18 protein-coding genes, 1 tRNA gene and 1 pseudogene are annotated in these 24,372 nt (G+C 41.7%); 18 read left to right on the top strand and 2 right to left on the bottom strand.

Annotation, left to right across the window (positions count from 1 at the left end; translation table 11 throughout):
• Positions 1-5: 5 nt before the first annotated feature.
• The 17 genes and pseudogenes from O3617_RS03940 to O3617_RS04020 all read left to right on the top strand — a co-directional run bounded on the left by O3617_RS03940 (position 6) and on the right by O3617_RS04020 (position 21,380).
• Entirely contained in the window at positions 6-1,643 is a 1,638-nt protein-coding gene (locus tag O3617_RS03940; RefSeq protein ID WP_371448809.1) for an ArnT family glycosyltransferase, read from the top strand.
• A 307-nt stretch (positions 1,644-1,950) separates the two neighbouring features.
• Positions 1,951-2,904 (top strand): annotated as a pseudogene (locus O3617_RS03945) (ABC transporter substrate-binding protein).
• A gap of 9 nt (positions 2,905-2,913) precedes the next feature.
• A complete protein-coding gene (locus O3617_RS03950; RefSeq protein ID WP_325192539.1) occupies positions 2,914-3,666 on the top strand; it encodes an ABC transporter permease in 753 nt (250 codons plus the stop codon).
• 11 nt (positions 3,667-3,677) lie between these two features.
• Positions 3,678-4,451 (top strand): ABC transporter ATP-binding protein, encoded by a 774-nt coding sequence (locus O3617_RS03955; RefSeq protein WP_371448810.1) that lies wholly within the window; start codon positions 3,678-3,680, stop codon positions 4,449-4,451.
• A gap of 137 nt (positions 4,452-4,588) precedes the next feature.
• The gene (locus O3617_RS03960; RefSeq protein WP_371448811.1) at positions 4,589-5,380 is read left to right on the top strand and encodes a uracil-DNA glycosylase; all 792 of its coding nucleotides are present in this window, start codon (positions 4,589-4,591) and stop codon (positions 5,378-5,380) included.
• A 29-nt stretch (positions 5,381-5,409) separates the two neighbouring features.
• Positions 5,410-6,486: a DUF805 domain-containing protein gene (locus O3617_RS03965; protein WP_371448812.1), complete on the top strand. Its 1,077-nt coding sequence runs from the start codon at positions 5,410-5,412 to the stop codon at positions 6,484-6,486.
• Between the two features lie 422 nt (positions 6,487-6,908).
• A complete protein-coding gene (locus O3617_RS03970; RefSeq protein ID WP_371448814.1) occupies positions 6,909-9,098 on the top strand; it encodes a ribonuclease J in 2,190 nt (729 codons plus the stop codon).
• Between the two features lie 194 nt (positions 9,099-9,292).
• Positions 9,293-10,252: a DUF2232 domain-containing protein gene (locus tag O3617_RS03975; protein ID WP_371448816.1), complete on the top strand. Its 960-nt coding sequence runs from the start codon at positions 9,293-9,295 to the stop codon at positions 10,250-10,252.
• A 16-nt stretch (positions 10,253-10,268) separates the two neighbouring features.
• Complete coding sequence (locus O3617_RS03980) at positions 10,269-12,296, top strand: DHH family phosphoesterase (RefSeq protein ID WP_371448817.1); 2,028 nt, start codon at positions 10,269-10,271, stop codon at positions 12,294-12,296.
• Positions 12,293-12,739 (top strand): 50S ribosomal protein L9, encoded by a 447-nt coding sequence (gene rplI / locus O3617_RS03985; protein ID WP_016476360.1) that lies wholly within the window; start codon positions 12,293-12,295, stop codon positions 12,737-12,739. The genes O3617_RS03980 and rplI overlap by 4 nt, the downstream gene beginning before the upstream one ends.
• 107 nt (positions 12,740-12,846) lie before the next feature.
• Positions 12,847-14,208, top strand: a complete 1,362-nt coding sequence (gene dnaB, locus O3617_RS03990; protein WP_287516890.1) for a replicative DNA helicase — start codon at positions 12,847-12,849, stop codon at positions 14,206-14,208.
• A 224-nt stretch (positions 14,209-14,432) separates the two neighbouring features.
• Complete coding sequence (locus O3617_RS03995) at positions 14,433-15,716, top strand: DNA repair protein (protein ID WP_371448819.1); 1,284 nt, start codon at positions 14,433-14,435, stop codon at positions 15,714-15,716.
• A gap of 47 nt (positions 15,717-15,763) precedes the next feature.
• Positions 15,764-16,087, top strand: coding sequence for a YolD-like family protein (locus tag O3617_RS04000; RefSeq protein WP_038122987.1), 324 nt, complete (start codon positions 15,764-15,766; stop codon positions 16,085-16,087).
• 213 nt (positions 16,088-16,300) lie between these two features.
• Positions 16,301-18,430 (top strand): cation-translocating P-type ATPase, encoded by a 2,130-nt coding sequence (locus O3617_RS04005; protein WP_005378095.1) that lies wholly within the window; start codon positions 16,301-16,303, stop codon positions 18,428-18,430.
• Between the two features lie 153 nt (positions 18,431-18,583).
• On the top strand, positions 18,584-19,537 hold the full coding sequence (locus tag O3617_RS04010) for a magnesium transporter CorA family protein (protein WP_005378032.1): 954 nt from the start codon (positions 18,584-18,586) through the stop codon (positions 19,535-19,537).
• Between the two features lie 147 nt (positions 19,538-19,684).
• Positions 19,685-19,773, top strand: a tRNA-Ser gene (locus O3617_RS04015).
• 380 nt (positions 19,774-20,153) lie between these two features.
• Positions 20,154-21,380 (top strand): MFS transporter, encoded by a 1,227-nt coding sequence (locus O3617_RS04020; protein WP_005378098.1) that lies wholly within the window; start codon positions 20,154-20,156, stop codon positions 21,378-21,380.
• Positions 21,381-21,464: 84 nt separating this feature from the next.
• Here O3617_RS04020 and O3617_RS04025 read toward each other — a convergent pair whose 3' ends face one another.
• Entirely contained in the window at positions 21,465-22,448 is a 984-nt protein-coding gene (locus O3617_RS04025) for a hypothetical protein (protein ID WP_038149057.1), read from the bottom strand.
• Between the two features lie 130 nt (positions 22,449-22,578).
• Between O3617_RS04025 and O3617_RS04030 the strand changes: the two genes are divergently transcribed.
• Complete coding sequence (locus tag O3617_RS04030) at positions 22,579-23,127, top strand: GDSL-type esterase/lipase family protein (protein ID WP_005378074.1); 549 nt, start codon at positions 22,579-22,581, stop codon at positions 23,125-23,127.
• Between the two features lie 79 nt (positions 23,128-23,206).
• Here the strand turns inward: O3617_RS04030 and O3617_RS04035 are convergent, their stop codons facing one another.
• Positions 23,207-24,202: a hypothetical protein gene (locus tag O3617_RS04035; protein ID WP_005377971.1), complete on the bottom strand. Its 996-nt coding sequence runs from the start codon at positions 24,200-24,202 to the stop codon at positions 23,207-23,209.
• Positions 24,203-24,372 lie beyond the last annotated feature (170 nt).

Consider the following 24,372-nt stretch of genomic DNA (forward strand, 5'->3'; position numbering starts at 1 on the left):
TTACGATGAAATTGTCTCGTTTGACGCCTGTGTTGTTTGTTGTTTGGCTGGTATTCTTTATGATGGCAAATAATATGCTGCCCGTAACGGATCCGGTAGAATCGAATTATGCGTTAACTGCCAAGGAAATGGTATTATCTGGCGATTGGTTATCGCCTCAGATTTATGGGACGTATTGGTATGATAAGCCTATTATGATTTACTGGCTTATTGCATTGGCCTTTAAAGTGTTTGGATTCGCCGACTGGGTGGTTCGATTGCCTAGTGCCGTATTTGGCGCTTTGTCCGTGGCGGCGATGTTCCAAGCGTTACGGGCTTTTAGTAGACGTTGGCTTATCGGTCTTGTAGGTTCTTCTATTCTTGGTACATCGCTCATGTTCTGGGCTGTTGCCCATGGCGTTATTACTGATATGGTATTGTTATTTACAACCTTGATGGTAATGATGTATGCGTACAAGGGATTGCAAGAAGATTCTAGATCGGCTATGATTGTAGCTTATGCATTCTCCGGGTTTGGCGTTTTAACAAAAGGGCCTGTGGCGCTTGTTTTGCCGGGTCTAATTTTGCTCATCTATGTGGCGCTTTGCCGGTCTAAACGAATGCTATTCCGTCTCTTTGACTGGAAGGGCATTATAGCATTTTTTGTCGTTGCCATGCCGTGGTACCTCTATATGTACAGTGCACATGGACAAGCTTTTGTAGATGGATTTTTAGGCCTTAATAATGTGACACGCGCTACACAGTCCGAGCATCCAGAGGACAATGTGTGGTGGTACTATATCGCTATTTTCCTTGGCGCATCGTTACCGTGGACTGGGGCCGTTATTTATGGCATTATAACAGGCTTTAAACAGCATCATAAGTGGTATATATATTCTCTATGCTGGGGCGTAGGTACCGTTCTGTTCTATTCCCTAATGGCCACAAAATATCCGCTCTACACATTTATTAGTCTCATACCATTTAGCATTCTTGGCACATTGGGGGCTATGAAAGCTCTTCGACCAGGACGGCCACGTTATGTGCCGTGGATTGTTGTGGGGCCGACTCTCTTACTGTGGGTAGCGTTTGTAGTGGCATCATTCTTCGCGCCTTGGGGCTATTATGGTTTGCTCTATGTATTTGCTGGCGTGTCCTTGTTGGGCTTATTCTGGTTCTGGTGGACTCGCCAACGCTATCGTATGTTGAGCACGATTGTAATTGGCACCATGCTCATCTCCTCCATTGTTGTGCTTGAGGGCCTAGTTCCTTTAGTAAAACAACGTAGTGCGGTTAATCTTATACCTGTTGTAGAAGAATACAATGGTAATGTGTATTACTACAATGGATATAGCACATCTATCGTATACTATACAGGTCATGAGGTCATTCGTATCAAGGGGGATAGTAGCCGTTGGGATGATAAAGATAAATTGAAACAACGTAGCGCTGAATGGGATAAGAAATATCTTATGAAACAGGTGACCGAGGACGAATTTATTAAGCGTTTGGCTGAAGGTAAACAGATTATGGTCATCGTTCCGAAGGGCGAAATTAGCCATTTTAAACAGTCTAGCATTGCTCCGTATGTTGGCGAATATAGCGAGGCTGGCAGCTCAGAAATCTATATTTTAAATAAACGACAAGCTTATATTGAAGAATAATATATTGTTAATAGTATTTGTGAAAGTAGCATCAACTGCTCAATGCGGTTGATGCTTTTTTGCGTGTATATGATTGAGCAAATTATTGGATATATGTATGCCTCTATTAAAGTACTTACTATTTCTAAAACAAAACCCATTATACCTGTATGCATTATTGACAGAATAAAAACATATTGATATAGTAGGTTATATAATTTTTTAGAACGAGGTGTTCTGAAACCTTATTTCATCTAGGTTTTAGAAAAGTGCGGAAATAGCATGTGTCAAAATCGCCCCTTGTTATGAGGTAGAAAGAGGGGAAGTTATGAAGAAAACTTGGTATCTAATCATCGGGGTGGTCCTCTTGGTTATTGGCGGTATAGCATATGGCTATCATGAACACCATAAACCAAAGACGGCTCAAGAATTAAAGACTGTACGCGTAGCCTATTTACCAATTACGCATGCATTACCGGTATTTGCTACGAAAGAACTGGAAACGCCAGATGGTCCGGTTCATGTAGAGCTTGTTAAGTATGGATCATGGCCAGAGCTTATGGATGCATTGAATACAGGTAAGGTAGATGCAGCAGCCGTTCTCGTTGAGCTCGGTGTAAAGGCTCGTGAATAAGGTATTGATGTTCGTGCTGCTGCACTGGGCCATACAGAAGGTAATATTATCATCGTCAACAATGATATTAATTCTGTTCAAGATTTAAAAGGTAAATCCTTTGCTATCCCTCATAAACAATCTACTCAAAAAATCCTCGTGGACCTCATGCTGGAACGGGCCGGTCTTAGTGAAAAAGATGTACAAGTCGTAGAAATGAGTCCTCCTGAAATGCCATCTGCTTTAGCGGTAGGCCAAATTGCAGGCTATAGTGTGGCTGAACCATTTGGCTCTCTTGCATTGGAAATGGGAAAAGGCAAGATCTTTGAAGACCCTGATCACCTCTGGCACGATAATATTTGTTGTGCTCTCGTGTTTAATGGTCAATTTGTTGATGAACACCACGATTTAGCGAAAGCTTTCACAAAGGCCTATCTCGATGCCGGTAAATATCTAGATGAGCATCCAGAGGCACAAAAGGAGATTTCCTTAAAGTACATGAAGTTTAAGGATCCGGTTATTGAACGTTCCCTCAAGGTGATTGGGTTTGGAGATTTAGCCCTTACAGAGGACCGTTACAATGCGCTCGTGCATCACATGACACATATTGATTTAATCAAGAAGGTGCCGAGCTATTCAGAGTTTGTAGATCAATCATTGTTACCATAGGAGGGGACCATGAAGAAATATACATATGTGCCAGGGGCATTTATTGCAGCGTGGCTGATTTGGGAACTAATCGTTCGTCTAGGCGGCTTTAACGAGGCTCTATTACCAACACCATATAAGGTATTACTCGGCTTTGGAGAGCTTATTGGAGACGGTGTTCTTTTTAAAGATATTGCAGACAGTTTGGTGCGTTTCTTTATCGGCTATATCATTTCTGTTGTAGCGGGCGTATTTCTAGGTCTTATCTTAGGCTGGTACAAGGGGATTTGGAACTACATCAACCCTATCGTTCAAGTCATTCGACCAATTTCTCCTGTGGCGTGGTTGCCATTTATCGTTCTATTCTTCGGTATTGGTCAAGCACCAGCCATCGTTATCATTTTTATTGCAGCCTTCTTCCCCGTACTATTATCCACAGTATCCGCTATCCAAAATATCGATCCTGTATATATCAAGGTAGCCCGTAATTTTGGTATTAAACAGCCAGAACTATTATTTAAAATCGTGTTGCCTGCTGTATTTCCTGGCATTGCGTCCGGTCTTCACATCGCTCTTGGTACGGCGTGGATCTTCCTTGTAACAGGTGAAATGGTAGGCTCGCAAACAGGTCTTGGCTTTCTCATCATCGATATGAGAAATAATTTGCGCAATGATCTCTTGATGGTAGCAATCTTGACCATTGGTTTTGTTGGGCTTTTACTCGATTGGGGCGTATCCCTCATCGAAAAATGGATTTACAAACGTTGGGGTATTGAGAAATAGGAGGTGGCCTCATGGGTTACATTTCAGTGCGCAATGCACATAAGGAGTTTATGAAGGATGGGGAACCACTCACCATCCTTGAAGATATTAATTTAGATATTGAAAAGGGCGAGTTTATTTGTCTCTTAGGCCCTTCTGGTTCTGGTAAAAGTACACTCTTAAATGCAATGGCGGGCTTTGAGCTTGTTACGTCCGGTTCTATTACGATTGACGGTGAAGAGGTAAAAGCCCCTCAACTTAGATATGTAACGGTATTTCAGAACTATGGCTTGTTGCCATGGCGTACGGTAGAAAGCAATATTGAATTAGGTCTTGAAAGTAAAAAGGTGCCTAAAGAGGAGCGACCAGCTATTATCGACAAATACGTTAAAATGGTAGGCCTAGACCATGCCCGTAATCGCTACCCTGCAGAACTATCTGGGGGCATGCAACAACGTGTATCCATCGCCCGTGCACTAGCTGTAGATCCGGATATTATCTTCATGGACGAACCGCTGGGCGCCCTCGATGCATTAACACGTATCAATTTACAAGACGAAATCTCTCGCATCTGCCGCGAAGAAGGCAAGACAGTTGTATTCGTTACCCACGATATTGAAGAAGCCGTAGTCTTAGCAGACCGCGTTGTTGTCCTAGCGGCTAACCCAGGACGTGTACAAACCATCATCCCTGTAAATATCATCGACAGAACCGGCCGCACATCGGCATCCTTTGTTAATATTCGGAACCATATCTTTGAACAATTCCAATTGGCAAAAGAAGACAAAATCGAGTTCTATATTTAGTTGTATATGTTGCAAAAGAAGCACCCAAGAATTTCTATGCTTGGGTGGTTTCTTTAATTTCTTATGCAATTCGTGTAATTATCATGTATAGTAGATATATATTATTTATTACCTATAAAATTTAAATTGGAGGCTGTATGTCTTTGTTTGAGCTAGATAAGAGCATGTCGTTTGATGAATACATAGCATCCTTTGATGCGGAGCATGTAGAGACGGTGCGCAATTTTGTGGATTGGCTCGCCCAGTATTCTGGTGATCTTGTACATAATCCGTGGGGCGAGGTGAATCCGGATTTAGAGATTGTCACAGACGGTTTTGATGCGGCTCGAGTGCGTCAAGATAATTTGGTAGCCTATTTGTTGCCACGCTTAGGTCGTGCTAAGGTATTTGTAGTGGCTGAGGCAGTAGGCTACCAAGGTGGGCGTTTCAGTGGTATTGCCATTACTTGTGAAAGAATGCTATTAGATAAGCACAAAACAATTCGTGCGAAGGATGTAACCCCTATTCGATTAGACCGTACTAGCTCACCGGCGAGCACATTGTTAAAAGGAACACAGCAGAAGGATGGTTTTAACGAACCTACTGATACGGTGGTATGGAGTGCTATTCTAGAAAAGGGCATCGATCCGTATGATACATTGTTATGGAATATATTTCCTTTCCACCCACATAAGGATGGAAATCCATTGACGAACCGTACACCTACAGAGGCTGAGCAAGAGCAAGGATGGGAGTATACAAAACGATTATTAGAATTACATCGTGAAATGGGTGGAGATGAACCTCTTATGCTAGCGGTAGGACAAAAGTCTGCAGATACGATGGGAAAATTCGGCCTATCTGCTATTGGTTTGCGCCATCCTGCAAACGGCGGAGCTAATCTATATCGGCAAGGGTTTGCTGAGGCTGTAGATACATACTTAAAATAATTTGAGTTGAGAGTTTTGGAGAGAAATTTATGAAACGTTATTGTGATGCTTGCCATCAATATTGTGATGAGGCAGCTATGTTTTGTCCTACCTGTGGTCAGTATACAACGTCTGTTGAGGTGGAACGTATTGCCCCTGAAGGTGATGTCATCTATCCTATGGCTCATTATCAGATGAGTTATAAGGATACATATCTCTATGTGATGAATAAGTTCCTGGATACGGATGGTCGTGCTTCGCGTAGGGAGTTTTTTCAATTCCTTTTACTGTGGCACATTGCTATGGTTGGTTTACTTGCCTTTTTCTATGTTTTGACAGTTATATTTCAAACAGGACCGTATTTAATCGGTTTAGGTGGGGTCTTGACGGCTATACTATGTTTAGTTTCCTTACTTCCGTTAGGGGCGTTGTGTGTGCGTCGGCTTCATGATACGGGGCGAGGTAGCATGAGCTTGTTACTATTCCTCATTCCATTTGTCGGACCATTGATTTTACTGTTGTTATTATGCCAAAAAGGTCAACAGCAGGATAATCAATATGGTAGTGCATTGAAGCATATCGTCATAGATGCAAGGCTAGCTTCTATTATGAAAGTATCCCCTACGAGTAGTTCGTTAACAACGAGAGTTTTAATTGTTGTTCTTGTAACTATATTATGCGTAGTTGGATTTTCTTTACGAAATATGGGACCAGAAAATGAAGTGTTCCCTTCAGGGTGGTTTACAAATGCCATTGTTGGCGAAGGTAGTGAAGCTGCCGCTCGTGCATCAGTACAAGGCTATTTTGATGCGGTAAATAATAAGGACTATGATAAGGCTTTCACGTATGTGATGAACCGAGTTAGGGCCAATCCGGTAGAAAAACAAAAATGGCTCATATCTATGCAACAAGGTGCAAAAGTGGATATGGTTACCTTAGATGTGGCACGGCTGAGTCGTTCAGGCAGTTTAAAGCGTATTGTATTTGAAGCAGATTTACAAACGACAAAGGCTAGTGAAGGCATGGTAGAGGCTAAACCGATGAAGCGATATATTTCTCTTATTGAAGAAAATGGTGCTTGGCATATTGAAGCCTTTTACAAACATTTGCCTGATGATGATAAATAAATATGATATATAAACACGGCTAGATTCTGTATGATAATCAGATAAATCCGTACAAGTTTAATGAAATAGCGTTAACATAAGGGACCTCTTTTGTTAACGCTGTTTTTATGTTACAATAATACTAACGTATGAAAGCGAGGCTTTCATCAGAACGATCGGATTATAATGAACATTAAACGGTAACGATGAGAACGTAACGTCGCGGCTGACGCGTTTAATGGTACACTATACTCATTTGCACGAGGCGAATGGACAAAAGGACTTGGACGGTAACAATTGAGTTGCGCTATTTTTGCGCCCATTTGAGAGACGCTGCTAGATAGCGCCTTTTTCGTTTGTCCGTTCCTCTGTAAAGATCAAATTTTAATGATAGGTGAAAATATATGTTAAACAAATTAATGAACAAAATTTTAGGAGGAACTGTGAACACAACAGATAATCAACATACTGCACAAGTGACTGCAGTAGAGACGGCGCCATCTGCTCAAGGTGAGCAAAAAACAACTCGCCGTCGCATCAATACGCGTCGACCTGCGGGAGAACACCGCAATACAGAAGGTCGTCGTAGTGGTGAACGTCGTCATACAAGCGAAGCTAATCAAAATGGCGAAGGTCGCCAACGACGTACGACACATACAAGAACGAATACACGTCGTCAACGTTCAACTGGCGAGCAAGCTGAACAACAAGGTGCAGAACGTAAAACGCGCCAAACTCGTCAAACTCGCACAACCCGTAGTGGGGATAATACACATCGTACCGAACGAAATGGCGAGAATACTCGTAATACAAGAAATACACGTAATACGCGTACACGCAATACAAACGATGCAAGTCGCAATGAAACTACCAATAACCGTCGCACGCGTACTAATAACCGTCCGATGGCACGTAATCACGACCGCAATCAAGAGGTGCAATCTGATTTAATCGGTCGCCAGCCAGCAGGATCCAACAAGGGGAAATTCCAAATTATCCCTCTTGGTGGCCTTGGTGAAATCGGTAAAAATATGACCATCTTCCAATACGAGGATGAAATTATCGTCCTTGATGCGGGTCTTGCGTTCCCTAGCGAAGATATGCTTGGTGTAGATATCGTTATTCCTGATATGAGCTATATCATTGAGAATAAGGATCGCGTGAAAGCAGTCGTTATTACTCATGGCCACGAAGACCATATTGGTTCCTTGGCGTACCTTATGAAGGAAATTAACTGTCCTGTGTATGCTACAAATCTAGTTTGTGGTTTAATTGAAGGTAAGTTCAAAGAACATAAGGTATCCCCAAAATGCCTTCGTACCATTGCAGCCGGCGATGAAGTTCAAATCGGTCAAGTGAAGGTTGGCTTTATCCAAACTAATCACTCTATTCCTGACTCCGTTGCGGTGTACTTCGATACACCTATCGGTACTGTACTTCATACAGGGGACTTTAAAATCGACCAAACACCAGTTGATGGCAAATTGATGGATATTCATAAATTCGCAGAACTTGGTAACAAGGGCGTATTAGCCTTGATGTCCGACTCTACGAATGTTGAAAAACCTGGCTTTACTGGTTCTGAAAGCTCCGTTGGACCAGCTATTAAGCAAGCTGTAGGAGCTGCAAAAGGCCGTGTTGTATTGGCTACATTTGCATCTAACGTATCCCGTATTCAACAAGCTATCGATGCAGCTGTGATGTTCAAGCGTAAGGTTGTTGTTATGGGCCGCAGCATGGTGAATGTTACAGAAATCGCACAAGAACGTGGTTATTTAAATATTCCGCCAAATACGATTATCGATGTAGATGTAATGCATAATTACACAGATGATCAAATCATGATCTTAACAACAGGTTCTCAAGGTGAACCAATGGCGGGCTTGTCCCGTATGGCTACAAGCAATCACCGTACTGTAGAATTGGCACCAAATGATACGGTTATCATCTCTGCTACGCCAATTCCAGGCAATGAAGGTGCTGTTGGTAGAACTATTGATAACTTACTTCGTCTAGGCTGTCATGTAGTATATGGCAAAGACCGTGGTATCCACGTATCTGGTCATGCGAGCCAAGAAGAGCTTAAAACAATGCTCAACCTTGTGCGTCCAGAATACTTCATCCCTGTTCATGGTGAGTATCGTATGTTGCGCCGCCATGGTGAACTTGGTGTAGCTATGGGCGTAGATCCTAAGAAGGTCCTTATCGGCGACAATGGTCAAATCTTTGAGTTCGATAAAAACGGTGGTCGTAAAGGTGGTCGGGTGCAAGCTGGCGCTATCTTTGTTGACGGCTTAGGCGTTGGCGATGTTGGTAATATCGTTATTCGCGATCGCCAACAATTGGCACAAGAAGGCATGGTTATCGTTGTTATGGCTATGGATACTGCTTCCGGTACAATCATTGCAGGTCCTGATCTCGTATCTCGTGGCTTCGTATACGTTCGCGATGCAGAAGAACTTATGCTAGAAGCAGAACGTCGTGTTCATCAAGTATTAGATGATTGCGAAGCACAACGTATTAAGGATTGGACTACAATTAAACAAAATGTTCGCGATGCATTGGGTAAATTCTTCTACGACAAAACACGTCGTAGACCTATGATTTTACCAATCATCCAAGATGTACACTAAATAACATATCCCTCTCAAGCAGAATGCCACGATTACATGGCGAACAGTCTTGAGGGGGATATCTTTATTATTTTGAGACACCATAAGTAGCGTAGTTGCTGTAATTGTCTACTATATAGGGTATTTGAAGTTACTTCTTTAAACTGCTATAATTAAAAGATAACTGGTATCCTTTTAGTATTGGATGGAGTATTATGAAACAAACAAATACAAGAGCTATGGTGGAGACGGCATTTTTAGCAGCCATCGTAGTTGTATTAACTGTTATAGGTGCTAGCCTCCCCATCTTATCATTGCTAGCTACCATCGTCGCTCCTGCGGCGATTGCTATTGTTGGTATTCGGTGGGGGATTCGATATAGTTGTTCGGCGGCTGTAGTGGCTTTTGTTATTGTTTCCATTTTGTTGGGACCCTTGACCGCTGTAGGAACTATCTTGATGTATGCAGTACCTAGTATTTTTGTTGGACTCGGTTTCCGTAACCGTTGGTCTCCTTTAAAATTAATTCTGGTACCTACATTGGCATTAGCGGTAACTACTATTATTACGCTCTTAGCATCGATGTCGGTGATGTCCGTTGATCTACAGACATCACTTCAAAGCATAGAAGAGGAAATACAGAATGCATTTATAGAGACCGTAAAGCAACAATCGTTGCCACCTGAACAGACAGAGCTGTATATACAGCAAATACAAGCGAGTCTGGTACAGATTAAACGGATGATTGTAACCTATGCGTTTTGTGCATTTGCTGTTACATCCTATATCTTGGCATGGTTTACTGCCTATATTGCAAAACGCACCAATAACCCTGTACAACCATTACCAGCCATTTCATCTTGGCAAATACCTGTTTGGACTGCTGGTGTATTAGCTGTAGGGCTCATTATTATCTATGGTTCATCTTTTGTTGGTATCCATAATGAGATGCTCACAACTGTTGGGATGAACATTGCTTTATTCGGTGCTTTTGCGTGCGGTCTTAATGGAATCGCTAGCTTGCTAGGTATTTTAGAAGGTTATGGTGTATCAAGGGTATTAAAAATTATTATTATAGCTTTTTTATATGTCATGATGCCTGTATCTCTTGTAACATTTGGTGTTATGGATATGTTTTTAGATTTACGATCTCGTTTTAATCAACGAGGTTATTAATAGAAAGGAGGTTGCTATGAAATCCTTTCAACGAAGATGGACGGTAATGGAATGGACTATTATTGGTGTTATCGTTCTATTAGTCTTAATCATCGCTTATTTAAATTGGCTATTAGCTATATTATCGGCTATCGTGGTGGTTGCTGTATACTTGATTAATTACAATACCATCCATAATCGGCGTCGCTTAGCACGCGAACAATTTGGTGCTATGATGAAAAATGTAACGCAAGCAGCTAATTTCGCGTTGCAAAATTTACCGACCGCTATTGTACTTGTCAATAAGCAAGGTACATTGGTGTGGAATAATAGCGTATTTGCCGATTGGGTTCCGGTGGACTGGAATAAATTACAAAAAATGTCCGCTTTAATTCCTGGATTTAGAATTGATAAGATTTGGGGCAAATCAGGGTTCTTGAAGGAGCGCTATGGAGACCGATATTTCCAAGTGGTGTACAAGTTCATTGACCCACGCGATACAAGACCTGATGCAGACCCAAATGATGAATTGACGGAACATGCTGTGATGGCCTTGTATTTCAAGGATATTACGGACATCGAAAAGGACCGTATCAGGGCTCAAGAGGAACAACCTGTATGGGGCATGATTCAAATCGATAATATCGAAGAATTGACAAAAGGCCTCAGCGATAGGGAATATACGAATTTATGGGCTGAAATTAATAATATCGTAGTCGATGAAATCGATAAACACGAAGGCTTCATCCGTAATTTCCAAGACGATATGTATACCTTTGCCGTGTCGCGCGGCGCCTTGCAATCCATGGAACAAGATGGGTTTAAGGTTCTTGAACGGGTTCGTAAATTGCCTTCTCCACGCCAAGTGCCGGCTACGATTAGTATCGGTATTGGTGAAAATGCAGGAACGGTTAAGGACGTATCCGAACGGGCCCGCGCAGCTCTCGACATCGCCTTGGGTCGCGGTGGCGATCAGGTTTGTATTATGGATGGTGAAAGCACCCGCTTCTTCGGTGGTAACACGGCAGGCGTAGAAAAGAATACACGCGTTCGTGCGCGCGTAGTGAGTCAAGCCATTCATGAGCTCATGAATGACTCCGATAAAATTCTTGTTATGGGCCATCAACGCGAGGATTATGATGCTTTAGGTGGCGTTATCGGCGTCGTAGCGATTGCACGTGCTCTTGGTAAAGAGGTGCGTTTCGCGCTCTCAAAAGAATCCAGTGCTATTACTAAAATGGTGAATGTCCTTGATGAAGACGAATTTTGGTTATCCCATAAATTGACGGCTCCTGAAGCAAAGCTTTGGGTTGATGCGAATACACTTGTTATCGTATGTGATACACATAGACCTGAAATGGTAGCGGCACCAGAGGCTCTTGAAGCTTCTGAACGGCGTATTGTTATCGATCATCATCGCCGGGCAGCTGATTTTATTGAAAATCCATTGCTTACGTATTTAGAACCGGCTGCATCATCTACAAGTGAGCTTGTAACAGAACTTGTACAATATGCGGGCGTTCCTGTAAAACTTTCAAAAGCGGAAGCCACAGGTATTTATGCAGGTATAGTTCTAGATACGAAGAACTTTGTTCAACAAACTGGGGCGCGTACCTTTGAAGCAGCAGCATTCTTGCGCCGAGCGGGGGCGGATATTGAACGGGTTAAACAATTATTTATTGAAACCTTCGATTCTATCCAATTGCGTGCTAAAATGGTATTTGAAGCTAGTCGTACCGAAGGAATTGCTATCTCTGTAGCACCTGAAGGTTTAAAGGATATGATGGCATTGGCTGCACAGAGTGCGGACATGCTCATCAGTAATGAAGATATTGAAGCCGCCTTTGTACTTTACTCGTTAAATGACGGCGGTATCGGCGTTAGCGCTCGATCCAAGGGCAAGGTGAATGTACAGGTTGTAATGGAAGCCTTGGGCGGTGGCGGTCACAGAACTGTGGCTGGTGCTCAATTACAAGGTATGACGATAGAAGAAGCGAAGGCCGCTATTCTAGATAAAGCGCTAGAGGCTCTTCATTCTGCTGAAAAAGAGGAGGAACAACAATGAAAGTAGTATTGTTAGAAGATGTAAAAAAGGTTGGCAAAAAAGGCGAAATCGTTGAAGTAAGCGACGCATATGGTCGTAATGTATTGATTAAAAAAGGTCTTGGCCTCGAAGGTACAGCTACAAATGTAAACAATGCGCGCCAAAAACAAGAATCCATTGCACATAACAAAGCCGTAGCAAATGATGAAGCTAAAATCTTAGCGGCTCAACTTACAAAGGTAGAAGTAACTGTTAAGGTTCGCATGGGCGAAGAAGGCCGTGTATTTGGTTCTGTTACTGCTAAGGACATTTCTGATGCAGCTAAAGCTCAATATAAGGTAGATATCGATAAAAAGAAAATCGAAATTAAAGAACCGTTGAAAACATTAGGTGTTCATGATGTAGTGGTTCGTGTACATCCAGAAATTACGAGCACTATCAAGGTTAACGTAGTCGCTGAATAATCTTCGAATCACCATGCTCACAGAGTGTGGTGATTCTTTTTGTGCATAGAACCTGACGAATTCTTTCACAGGGAACATTGTCATAATCGAGTTAAGGGGAGAAGAACATGGACGTACGCATACCACCGCATAATGAGGATGCGGAAAAGGCCGTATTAGGGGCATTGCTAACGGATGGCTCATCATCGGGCGAATCTGTTGACCTGGTGATCAGTATCGTAGAACGTGATGATTTTTATCGTGATACGCACCGTATCATTTATGATGCTATTTTGAGCCTCGTAAAAAGTAATAAAACAATTGATTTTATTACATTAAGTGAAGAGTTAGAACGGCGCAAAAAACTTGATACCGTAGGTGGCATTGCTTATATTACGTCCCTTGCAAACGAAGCAACGGGCTATAACATTGAAGAGCATGCGCGTATTATTGCAGAAAAAGCACAAATGCGCCGCCTCATTGATGCAGGTAATAAGATTGTAGGCATGACCTATGCTGGCGAGGATGAACCATCTGTTATCATGAACAAGGCGGAACAACTCGTTCTTGATGTGGGCGGTCAAACACAATCAGAGTCGACATTTTCTCCAATTAGGGATATCGTTCTTACGAATATTGATAGACTGAATAAACTGCAACAACATAAGGGCTCTATTACAGGTGTACCAACGGGATTTAGAGATTTAGATTTCAAGCTAAATGGCCTACAACGGTCGGACCTGATTCTCGTTGCGGCGCGCCCTGCTATGGGGAAGACGGCTTTCACCTTGAATATTGCTCAAAATGTAGCGATGGGGATTAAGCGGACTGTAGCGTTCTTCTCACTGGAAATGTCTAAGGAACAGTTGGTAGGCCGTATTTTGTCCTCCGTGGCCGGTATTGAATCAGACAAGTTGCGCAAGGCTGACATGGACCCGAATGATTGGGGGAAGGTGATGGCTGCTGCAGATGAGATGAGCCAAGCTAACCTATTCATCGATGATACGCCAGGCCTTACGGTGCAGGATATGCGCGCTAAGTTGCGCCGCCTCAAGGTAGAACATGGCCTTGATCTTGTCATCGTCGATTATATTCAGCTTATGCAGGGCCGTAGCTCCGGTAAGGGCAGTGAGAACCGTCAACAAGAGGTATCTGAAATTTCCCGTAATCTAAAACTGATTGCCCGTGAATTTAATGTGCCTGTTATTGCCTTGTCTCAGTTGTCTCGTAGTGTTGAAAGCCGCCCAGATAAGCGTCCAGTATTATCTGACCTTCGTGAATCTGGTTCTCTTGAACAAGATGCGGACATCGTTATTTTTTTGTATCGCGATAAATATTACGATGAAAACTCTGAAATGGGGGATGAGGCAGAGGTTCTTATTCGAAAACATCGTAATGGCGCTGTGGGGACGGTAAGTCTCTTATTTAAGGGCGAATTAACACGATTCCTCGATACGGTAGATGATGACAAAGTTGGACCAGAACAATAAATGAATGATCTTGGGGTTATATTTACGTAACACCAAAGAATATAAAGGTATCTATTATTAGAAACTATCTCTAATAGTAGATACCTTTTTTGTTTAAAATTATCTTCATAATGGCAAACATACGTTTGAAAATACTGTAAATTTTTGTTATACTAATGATAGAAATTACGGAGATAATAATTTTTGTGAAAGTTAGTGAATTAGCGCTTTAAGGAGGTGTTCGTATGGGTTCAGCTGATACAAATCGGATGTATATGTGCATTGATTTAAAGAGCTTTTACGCATCTGTAGAATGTGCCGATTTGGGGGTAGATCCATTTACGACACCGTTGGTGGTGGCCGATAATTCTCGTGGCAAGGGTGCGATTACGTTAGCCATCTCTCCAGCACTTAAGAAACTAGGCGTTAAGAATCGGGCTCGCTTATTTCAGATTCCTTCACATATTGAATACATCACGGTAAAGCCTCATATGAAACGATATATGCAGGCGTCGGCGCAGATTTATGGGACGCTACTAAATTACATATCCCCTGAGGATATTCATGTGTATTCTATTGATGAATATTTTATAGACATCACGCCATATACGAATTTGTACAAGAAAACGTCTCGTCAGTTGGCTCAACTCCTGCTTGATGCGGTACTCGAGGCTACTCATATTTACGCTACTGTTGGCATTGGGACTAACTTATTCCTCGCTAAAATTGCCCTTGATATACTGGCGAAGCATGCGCCGGATTTTATCGGGTATCTTGATGAAAGCCTTTTTAAAGAGCAAATTTGGCATCATCAGCCCATTACAGATATTTGGCAAATCGGCAGCGGTATCGCCAATCGTTTGCGTAAATTTGGCGCCTTTGATTTGTATGGCATCACCCAAGTACCGGAACATAAATTGTATAAGGAATTTGGTGTGAACGCGGAGCTGTTAATCGATCATGCGTGGGGCCGTGAAAGCTGTACCATTGCCGATATTCACGCCTATAGACCGTCTAAACATTCCCTTTCACAAAGCCAAATTCTATTGCGCAATTATACGGCTGATGAGGCGCGATTGCCCATGCGTGAAATGGTAGAGTCCTTAGTCCTTGAACTGCTACAGATTAAGGCGGTTACAAAATGTATTCATGTTCATATTGGCTATGCGGCAGAGGATCTAAAGTCCACTGGTGGATCTAGGACCTTAGCGCATTATACGGACTCATTTCAAGAGTTATGTCCAGCTGTACTAGCCTTGTTTGATAAAAATAAACGGCCTCATGAGTTGATACGACGCATTGCCGTTCGCTTTGAAGATTTAGTTAATAAGGCCGCTGTACCGACTGAAATGGACCTGTTTAGTAATGCATTAACGGATATAGCAGAGCAAGAGGAACATATACAGAAAACCATGCTGAATATTAAAGGACGTTTTGGTAAAAATGCTATCCTTCGTGCATCTAGCTTGCAAGAAGAAGGGACCATGCAGTTTAGAAATACATTGGTAGGCGGTCATAATGGAGAGTAGATTTTACAATAGGAATTGATGTATTGCGTGAGGGAAGGTATACATTCATGAAACATCGGATGTCGCGCTTGCAACGGGCTAAACAATTTATGCCTTTTGCGGCGTTAAAGGGATTTGAAACATTGCTGGCAGCCGTAGCACGGCCTAAGGAGGTTCGTGTAGAGTTATCTGAGGACCAACTAGAGGAACTAAATCGTACAATCCAATCATTGACAGACGGGAATTTTGTGCGAGTCCTATATTACAACGGTCATTGTTATACGGAACTAGTGGGTGCTATAGAGCTGATAAACAAGACGGCTCATACTATGTCTATAGAGGGGATTGTCATTACCTTTAAAGATATAAAAGAAATCAATCTTTATGAATGAAAATAGTAAATACTATAATGTAAGAATATAGAATTAGCCCATGCGTATAGGTGATACGTATGGGCTGTTTTACATCTTATTAATTTTGATAATTTTTCTTGACATATAGTATAGATTCTATTAAAATAATATATGAACGAACATTCATATGTTGCTTTAATTCATATAGGATGAAAGCTTTCTGTGCTTTCAAATATAGATAAAGGAGATATCATGGAAGAAACATTACTTCTAAAGAATTTAAACTGTCCGAACTGTGGAGCGAAAATCGAAGATCGTATCCGTAAAATGGATGTGGTAGAAACAGCTAACTTTACACTTGCTACCCATCAATTAAAATTAACTGGGTCTTGGGAGGACCGTGAGGCTCTTAAGCGTGACATTCAAGATATCTGTGATGCTATCGAAGAGGGCGTAACAGTAGCTGATTACGAACGTAAATCTAAAGCGGCTGTGGATGATGGCCGTGAAAACAATCAGGACAATGACTCTGTAACAATTGCAGTTATCGTAGTAGGTCTATTATTTATGATCTATGATGCATTGACTTCCTTTGTTCCATCCATCGGATTGCCAGAATCTATTGAAACTCCGATTTACTACGTTGCTTATGTACTCCTTGCATTTCCTGTATTGCGTACAGCAGCGCGTAATATCTTAAAGGGTGAAATATTTGATGAAAACTTCTTGATGTCCATCGCTACATTAGGTGCCATCGCTATCGATGCATTGCCTGAAGCGGTTGGTGTTATTTTATTCTACCGTATCGGTGAATTCTTTGAAGAAAAAGCAACAGATCGTAGCCGTACAGAAATCATGAATGCTGTAGATATGCGTCCTCAAGAGGTGCGCGTCATAGATACATGCGGCGGTGGCGAAATTGTAGTTATGTCCCCTGAAAAGGTTGAGGTGGGCTGGACTATTGAAGTTCGTCCTGGCGATTTGATTCCTCTAGACGGTACGATTCTTGAAGGTGAAACTCGCGTCAATACGGCTCCTGTAACCGGCGAACCAGTACCTGTTCGCGCAGAACCAGGTACACAATTGATGTCTGGCTGCATCAATGAAACTGGACGTATTACGATGCGCGTCGATAAGGTTCTAGAAGAATCCATGGTTACTAAAATTCTTGATGCTGTTGAAAATGCAGCTGCATCGAAACCTAAAATCGATAAATTCATTACGCGCTTTGCTCGTGTATATACTCCAATCGTAGTAGCCCTTGCCCTTGCTGTTGCGATTATTCCATCCCTCATTACTGGCGAATGGCATAGATGGATTTATACAGCCTTAACATTCCTTGTTATTTCTTGTCCATGTGCATTGGTGCTAAGCGTGCCACTTGCATTCTTCTCCGGTATTGGTAACGCATCCAAACATGGCATCTTGCTTAAAGGTGGTCGTGTTATCGAAGCATTGGCTAATGTGAAAGCAGTAGCTCTTGATAAAACAGGTACTATTACATCTGGTGAGTTCAAAGTTCACAACGTAGAAACTGTAGGCTCCCATGTAAGTTCTGGTCAATTATTATCCATGGCGGCAGCTATCGAAGCTGTATCTACACATCCAATAGCAACAAGCATTGTTTCTGAAGCAAAAGATCAAGGCCTTACAGTGGAACCTTCCGATTTCGTTCAGGAATTAGCTGGCGAAGGCATGGTAGGTATGGCAGATGGTCAACAAGTACTTGTTGGTAACCGTCGCCTTATGGAACGCTATGATGTACAAGGCTATCCAACAGAACCTGCTGAATACGGTACAGAAGTTCTTGTAGCCGAAGGTAATACATACCTTGGCCGTATTATCATCGCCGATGAAGCTCGTCCAGATTCTGCTGAAGCGATTGCTGATCTTAATCGTCAAGATATTAAAACTGTTATGCTTACTGGTGATGCTGAAGCAAGCGCTAACTATATCGCCAAAGAAACGGGTGTAAGCGCAGTACGTGCTCAACTATTGCCTCAAGATAAATTATCCGTTGTTCAAGATATTCGCTCTGAATATGGTCCTACCATGTTCGTAGGCGATGGCATCAATGATGCGCCAGTTCTTGCTGGTGCTGACGTAGGTGGTGCGATGGGTAGCGGCGCTGATGCGGCTATCGAAGCGGCCGACGTTGTGTTCATGCGTCCATCTTTGACCGCTATTGCACATATTCTTGATTTGTCCAAATCAACATTGCGCGTGGCTTGGCAAAACGTTGTATTCGCCATTGCTGTTAAAATCCTTATCATGTTGCTTGGCATCCTAGGCTATGCATCCATGTGGTGGGCTGTATTTGGCGATACAGGCGTATCCATCCTTTGTATCTTAAACTCTGTCCGCATCTTAAGTAGAAAATAATACTGATAGATAATAAACTGCTCCTACATTGTATTAGGCAATGAGGAGCAGTTTTTCTATGTAAAACTTTCACAAGAGAATTGAATAGTACACCTAAATAGTATATAATTTTAAAGATGAGATACAGTATTTTCGCTCGGAAGGAGGGATAACATGATCACGGTGTACAAGCACATAGAAGAAGAATTAGTAGCCGATTACACGGTATCAGATGCCACAAAAGGTTCATGGGTAAATTTGGTGAACCCAGACCCCGATGAGTTATCCCTTATCAATATCCTGACGGAAATTCCTACAGACGTATTAAAGACCGCTCTCGATATGGAAGAACGTTCTCACGTGGAGTTAGAGGACAATTATATCTTTGTTGTTATCAACATTCCTGTTGTTCGCGGCAATGATATGTACGATACGGTGCCACTTGGTATCTTTTTGACGCCAGATTTCTTTATTACCATCTGTTTAGAAGAATCTGAAGTGCTCTATCCGTTTATTTCTAATCAGATTTCTACGTTCTATACGTATAAAAAGACCCGTTTCTTGTTCCAAATTTTGTATCGCACGGCGACCATGTTCTTGCGTTACTTGCAACAAATCAACCGTCGTACCGACGATATTGAAGTCCAATTGCGTCATACTACAAAGAACAAGGACTTCTTCCAATTGTTGGAATTACAGAAATCCATGACATACTTCACGTCCGCCTTGCGTACCAATGGTACCGTTATGGAACGTTTATTGCGCTTGCGTGGTCACAGTTCCTATAAACATCTTCTCAAGATGTATGAGGAAGATGAGGATTTATTAGAGGACGTTATCATCGAGAATAAACAGGCCATAGAAATGGTTGAAATGTATTCTAATATCTTGATGAACATGATGAACGCCTTTACATCCATCATTTCAAACAACCTTAATATGGTTATGAAAATGTTGGCAGCCTTGACGATTACCTTGGCCGTACCGACCATTATCTTTAGCTTGTGGGGGACCAACGTGCCATTGCCATTCCAAAACGATGAAAATGGTTTCTTCGAGGTTGTGGGTATCTCCGTAGCCTGTTCCATTGTGGCCATTATTGGCATGTGGAAAAAAGATCTTTTCTAAGATACTGATTATAATAGATATACTGAAAGCTGGCCTAGGCCAGCTTTTTTATCTCTAGTATGATTAGTTCTTCATGGGAGATATCTGAGGTTACCTCTATTCAATTGTTGCACACTTCAATACAAATCTGCTATAATATACCATTATGGAGAGGTGTCCGAGTGGTTTAAGGAGCTGGTCTTGAAAACCAGTGACTCCGCAAGGGGCCGTGGGTTCGAATCCCACCCTCTCCGCCATTCAATTTTATACTTATAGTATCAAAAGCAGTACTACTAGACGTATGATTGGCCGCTTGGCTATTGCCACTCTGTGCCTTAACGTTAGTAGTACTGCTTTTTTGTCCTATAACCTCAAATATTAGTATATAAATAACATAAGTAGGATTATTGCTGCTGCTGTACATGAAGGTACAGGTAGTCAGGCTAATAATCCTACTTATGATTTTAAGATAAGTGATATAAATTTATTTGTCAAGAAACGTAGTAAGAGGGAATTCTCCATACTCTATCATATATATTACCCTGTTGTATGATGATAAATAGAAAGAATTTGAAAAATTCTTTCTATTTATAGTATGATAGCTCTATATGTTATTTTTCTATAGAAAGGAGCTCGTATGAGTAGAATTGGTTTCTCGCGAACTCAGATTTTAATTCTTGTCAGCGTATGGCTAACGTTTTTGATTAGCTTTGTTATGCGCTTATCTTGGGCATCATTGATGCCGATTGTCAATGAAGCATTGAATTTTACACCACAAATGGGGACAACCTATTTATCCGCCTTTTACATGGGGTATGCCATCATGGTATTACCAGGTGGTATCTTAGCGGATAGAATCGGTTATCGTTATACTATATTGGTTAGTTTACTCGCCATGGCAGTCATCACCGCATTGATGAGTACCATTGATAATTATACTTATGGATGGGTGTTGCGTTTCTTATTAGGTATCGTATCCGGTCCTGTACAGGCCTCTTGCTTGAGTGCTATTGGGGATTACTTTGGTTCTAATCAACGTGGCGCAGCCGTTGGTATTTTCATGTCTTGTACATCGCTTGGGGTGGCGACTGTAAATTTATATGCCCCTTATGTAGCAACTAATTATGGTTGGCAAAATGCATTCCTCTTAACAGCTATGTTGCCAGTTCTTATTTTTATACTTAGCTACTTTACAGTTCGTAAGCCAAGTGCTGAAATCCTAGCCCAATGTGAAGCGGAGGCTCATATCGAAGCGGTTCCTGTAGGGGACAAGCCATCCATAAAAGAAAACTTGATTCACGTGTTAAAAAATCGCAATATTCGTTGCCTTGCGTTTGCCGGCTTCTTCGCTACCGGTGCTACATGGGCGGTGGCTCAATGGTCAAACTTGTACATGGTAAAACAACTAGGTGTTAATGCCATCTATGCGGGTCATGTTATGTCCGCTTTTGGCTTAGCTGCACTTATTGCAAAGCCAACCATCGGTATTTTATCCGATATTTTGCCAATTAAGAAAAATCATTTAACAGCACTCGTTATGTTCTTATTTGGACCGGCCTTAATACTCTTTGCGAGCACCACAAACCCAGATATGCTCTTTATTACAGGTCCAATTCTTGGTATTGGCGCATTCATGCACAGTGCGTTGACGAATGCTCTCGTTGTACAATCAGCAGAACCTCACTTGCGAGGTACTACGGCAGGTTTTGTAAACTTATTCAATCAAATCGGTGTTATGTTGGCTCCTATGATTTTAGGTAGTATGCTAACCGCAACTGGTAGCTATAAATCTGCATTGATGACCCTTGCTATTGCACCAGTTATCGGTGCTATTGCCTTGTTCTTTGTAAGACTAAAAAAATAAATTTCGCTTGTGAAAGCCATAAAACAAACCCTCATCGATAACGATGAGGGTTTTCGTGTTTCTAAATGTTTTGGTAAATAATAATTAATGAGGACCTTGACCACCACCATGGCCACCATTCCCGCGACCACCGCCATTACGACCGCCGTTGTCACGATTACCATCGTTGTGATGATTATCGTGATTAGGACTATTAGGTGACATGTCAGCACGACCGCGTCCATGACCATTATCGTTAAGATTCCGGCCATCACGATTCTTGGTATCTCTAAAACCTTGAGGACCAGGAGGTCCTTGTCGATCTGGAAGAGCAATATTTTGATTAGATGGTTGGAATTTACCCATTTGAAGTGCATTTAAATTTGGTGAGAAGCGCCCACGGTCACCTAAGCTATCTGGGTTAGGTCCGCCTACATGACCTGGTTGTAAGCTTGGTTGCATATTAGTCGGAGGTGCAGGCGGTGCGGGTATAACACGATCCATTGGCGTAGAAATAACAGCATCTGTAGGAGGCATGAGACCGAATAATACGGTCCTTGTTTGTTGATCAACTATAGGTGGGAATACTTGTGGTGGAATATATGGATTATCGTATGTATAGGTAATCTTTTCCATCTCTTTAGACGTATTATAGACAAATTCCCCAATGCGTTGTGATGGGCTATTTGGCGCCGCCACATGTTGACCGTAATCCTTTGCTAACCGTTGCTGCGGTAATGTATCGATGGGGTACCCATTTTCTGCATAAAATGTAGGCTTTGATATTTTCCATGCCGTCATCGTCACCGGTGCATTAGGCTGTTGACTGTAAAATGTAAAATTTGTATCGTAGTCTGCGATTACATTATTTTTTGTGTACAAGCTCAACAGTCTAGCCTGTACGGTTTTATAATTAGCAGCAGTCTGTTTCGTATGAATCGAACTAAGGTCGACATACATACGCTCGGTATCGCTAGAATAGGCTAGCTGATATTGAGTGGGCTTTTGCTCTATTTCGTATTGTGATATGGCAAATCCCGATTGCGAGGTACACAATAGGGTTCCCACGAGAGCTAAAAAATATTTCATTATAATTCTCCTCTCCATGTGAAAAAAGTGTACCATAATGTACTTAAAAATACATGAAAATGAGTAACATATTGTACTTTATACATATATATTTTACAATGTAGATGAATTAATGTACAGGGAGGATTTCATGAAAATAATATGTTTTGGAGATAGCATAACCCGTGGATATGATGTGAGACCTGGTCACGGTTGGGTTGAACTCTGTAGTGCCGCACTACCCGCATATCATATGGAAAATCACGGTATTGATGGATTATCAGTACAAGGTTTAATTAATTATTTAGAATCCTGGTGTATCGATAAGTCCTATGAAGATGATCGTTATATATGCATCATGTGTGGCACAAATGATATTTTGCAAAACCGCGATAGTGACTATGTATATAATAAGCTCATTAAGGCTGTTACAATGGCTAGTGAAAAAGGGCATGTTATCATCGGTCTTGAAACACAAATCGATAGTGAAATGGATGGCCTTAATCATGTGGTGGTGGATGTGAACCGTCGTTTACAAGACTATGCCAGAGAACATAATTTAAAAACAATTGATTTTTATACCGTTCTTCATGAAGCGGATCAAATCGGTCAAATCGTATTTGCCGGTGAGGTTCATCCTAACGAACGAGGTTATCGCTTGATGGCCTATAAGGCATTGGAAACATTTACACGATTATAGTAGAAAAGAGCACGTTCCCGTAGGATGTGCTCTTTTCATTATATGTAGTGATCGACATAAGTCGTACACTGGAGGTCTATTATTTTTGTTTGGATGTTTTGTCAGCTGCAGCGTGTGCAGAAGCTGCGATAGCGTAAGCAGTGCCTTTCACAAGTTCATAAGTTTCACCACTGTTACCGGAAACAGTTACAGCTGCTACCGTATCATCAGTGATTGCGAACATAGCTGTTGCGTATGGATGTTGTGCACCATTTGGTACTGTTACGGCACCGGATTTTACAACAATGAAACGACCATTATTGTTGTATACATCATAGTTAGCAGCTTGTTTTACGCCATCATAGCTTTCATTATAAGCAAACAATGTGGATACTTCACCTAATGTTACTTGGCCAGATTGTTGCATAGCGCGTAATTTAGATGCTGCTACGGATGTAGGTTGTGTCATGTTAACAGTAACACGCAAGGATGTGTTATTTACGATTGCTTCTGTAATTACATTTGTTGTAAATACATTGGCGATGCCATTACCAGCACGGTTGTATGTACTAGCAGTTTTTACTTGGTAACCATTTGTATATGCTGGTAAATCGAATGTATAAGAACGACCGTTCAACAATACGTCAAATGCGTTCAATTGGTTATTTCTGTATGTGGATACATAACCGCTGCCACTTTTGCTGAAAGTAAGTGTAGCAGGTGCATCTACAGCTTGTTGTTGTGGTGCGTTAGGGTTTGGAATTGGATCCATGATTTGCATGCCTACAGCTGTTGTTTGTGGAGCCACGAAGATAGGGTCGCCTAAATCTTTAGATACAGGCATTTGTTGGCTCATATCACCTGCTGTATAAGGAACAGCTGGCAATGGGGAATAGTTAGGACGTGGAGGCGTTGCTACATAGCTCGCTTGTTGAACAGGTGCACTGTTTGCAGGTGTATATTGATATTGAGCTTGTTCTGCTGCAGCGCGTTCATAAGCGCGTGCATTAGCGTCCATGGATGCGGCAAAAGCCGAGAAAGATACTGTTGTTGCTGCTAATACGGCGAAAACCGTTGCAATTCGTTTTGTATTCATAATAAAGACTCCTAATCTCACATTTTTACAAATAACACTTCATCTAGACTTCATTATACACGATGAGTATCAATATGTAAATAAAATATAAACAAATTTAACTTTTTTAATTTTTGTAAACAGAATAATGTAAAAATGAGAATTTGTCAAATGCAATTTTGATATTGCAT

The organism is Veillonella sp. 27098_8_77, from assembly GCF_041431535.1.
GTDB lineage: Bacteria > Bacillota > Negativicutes > Veillonellales > Veillonellaceae > Veillonella.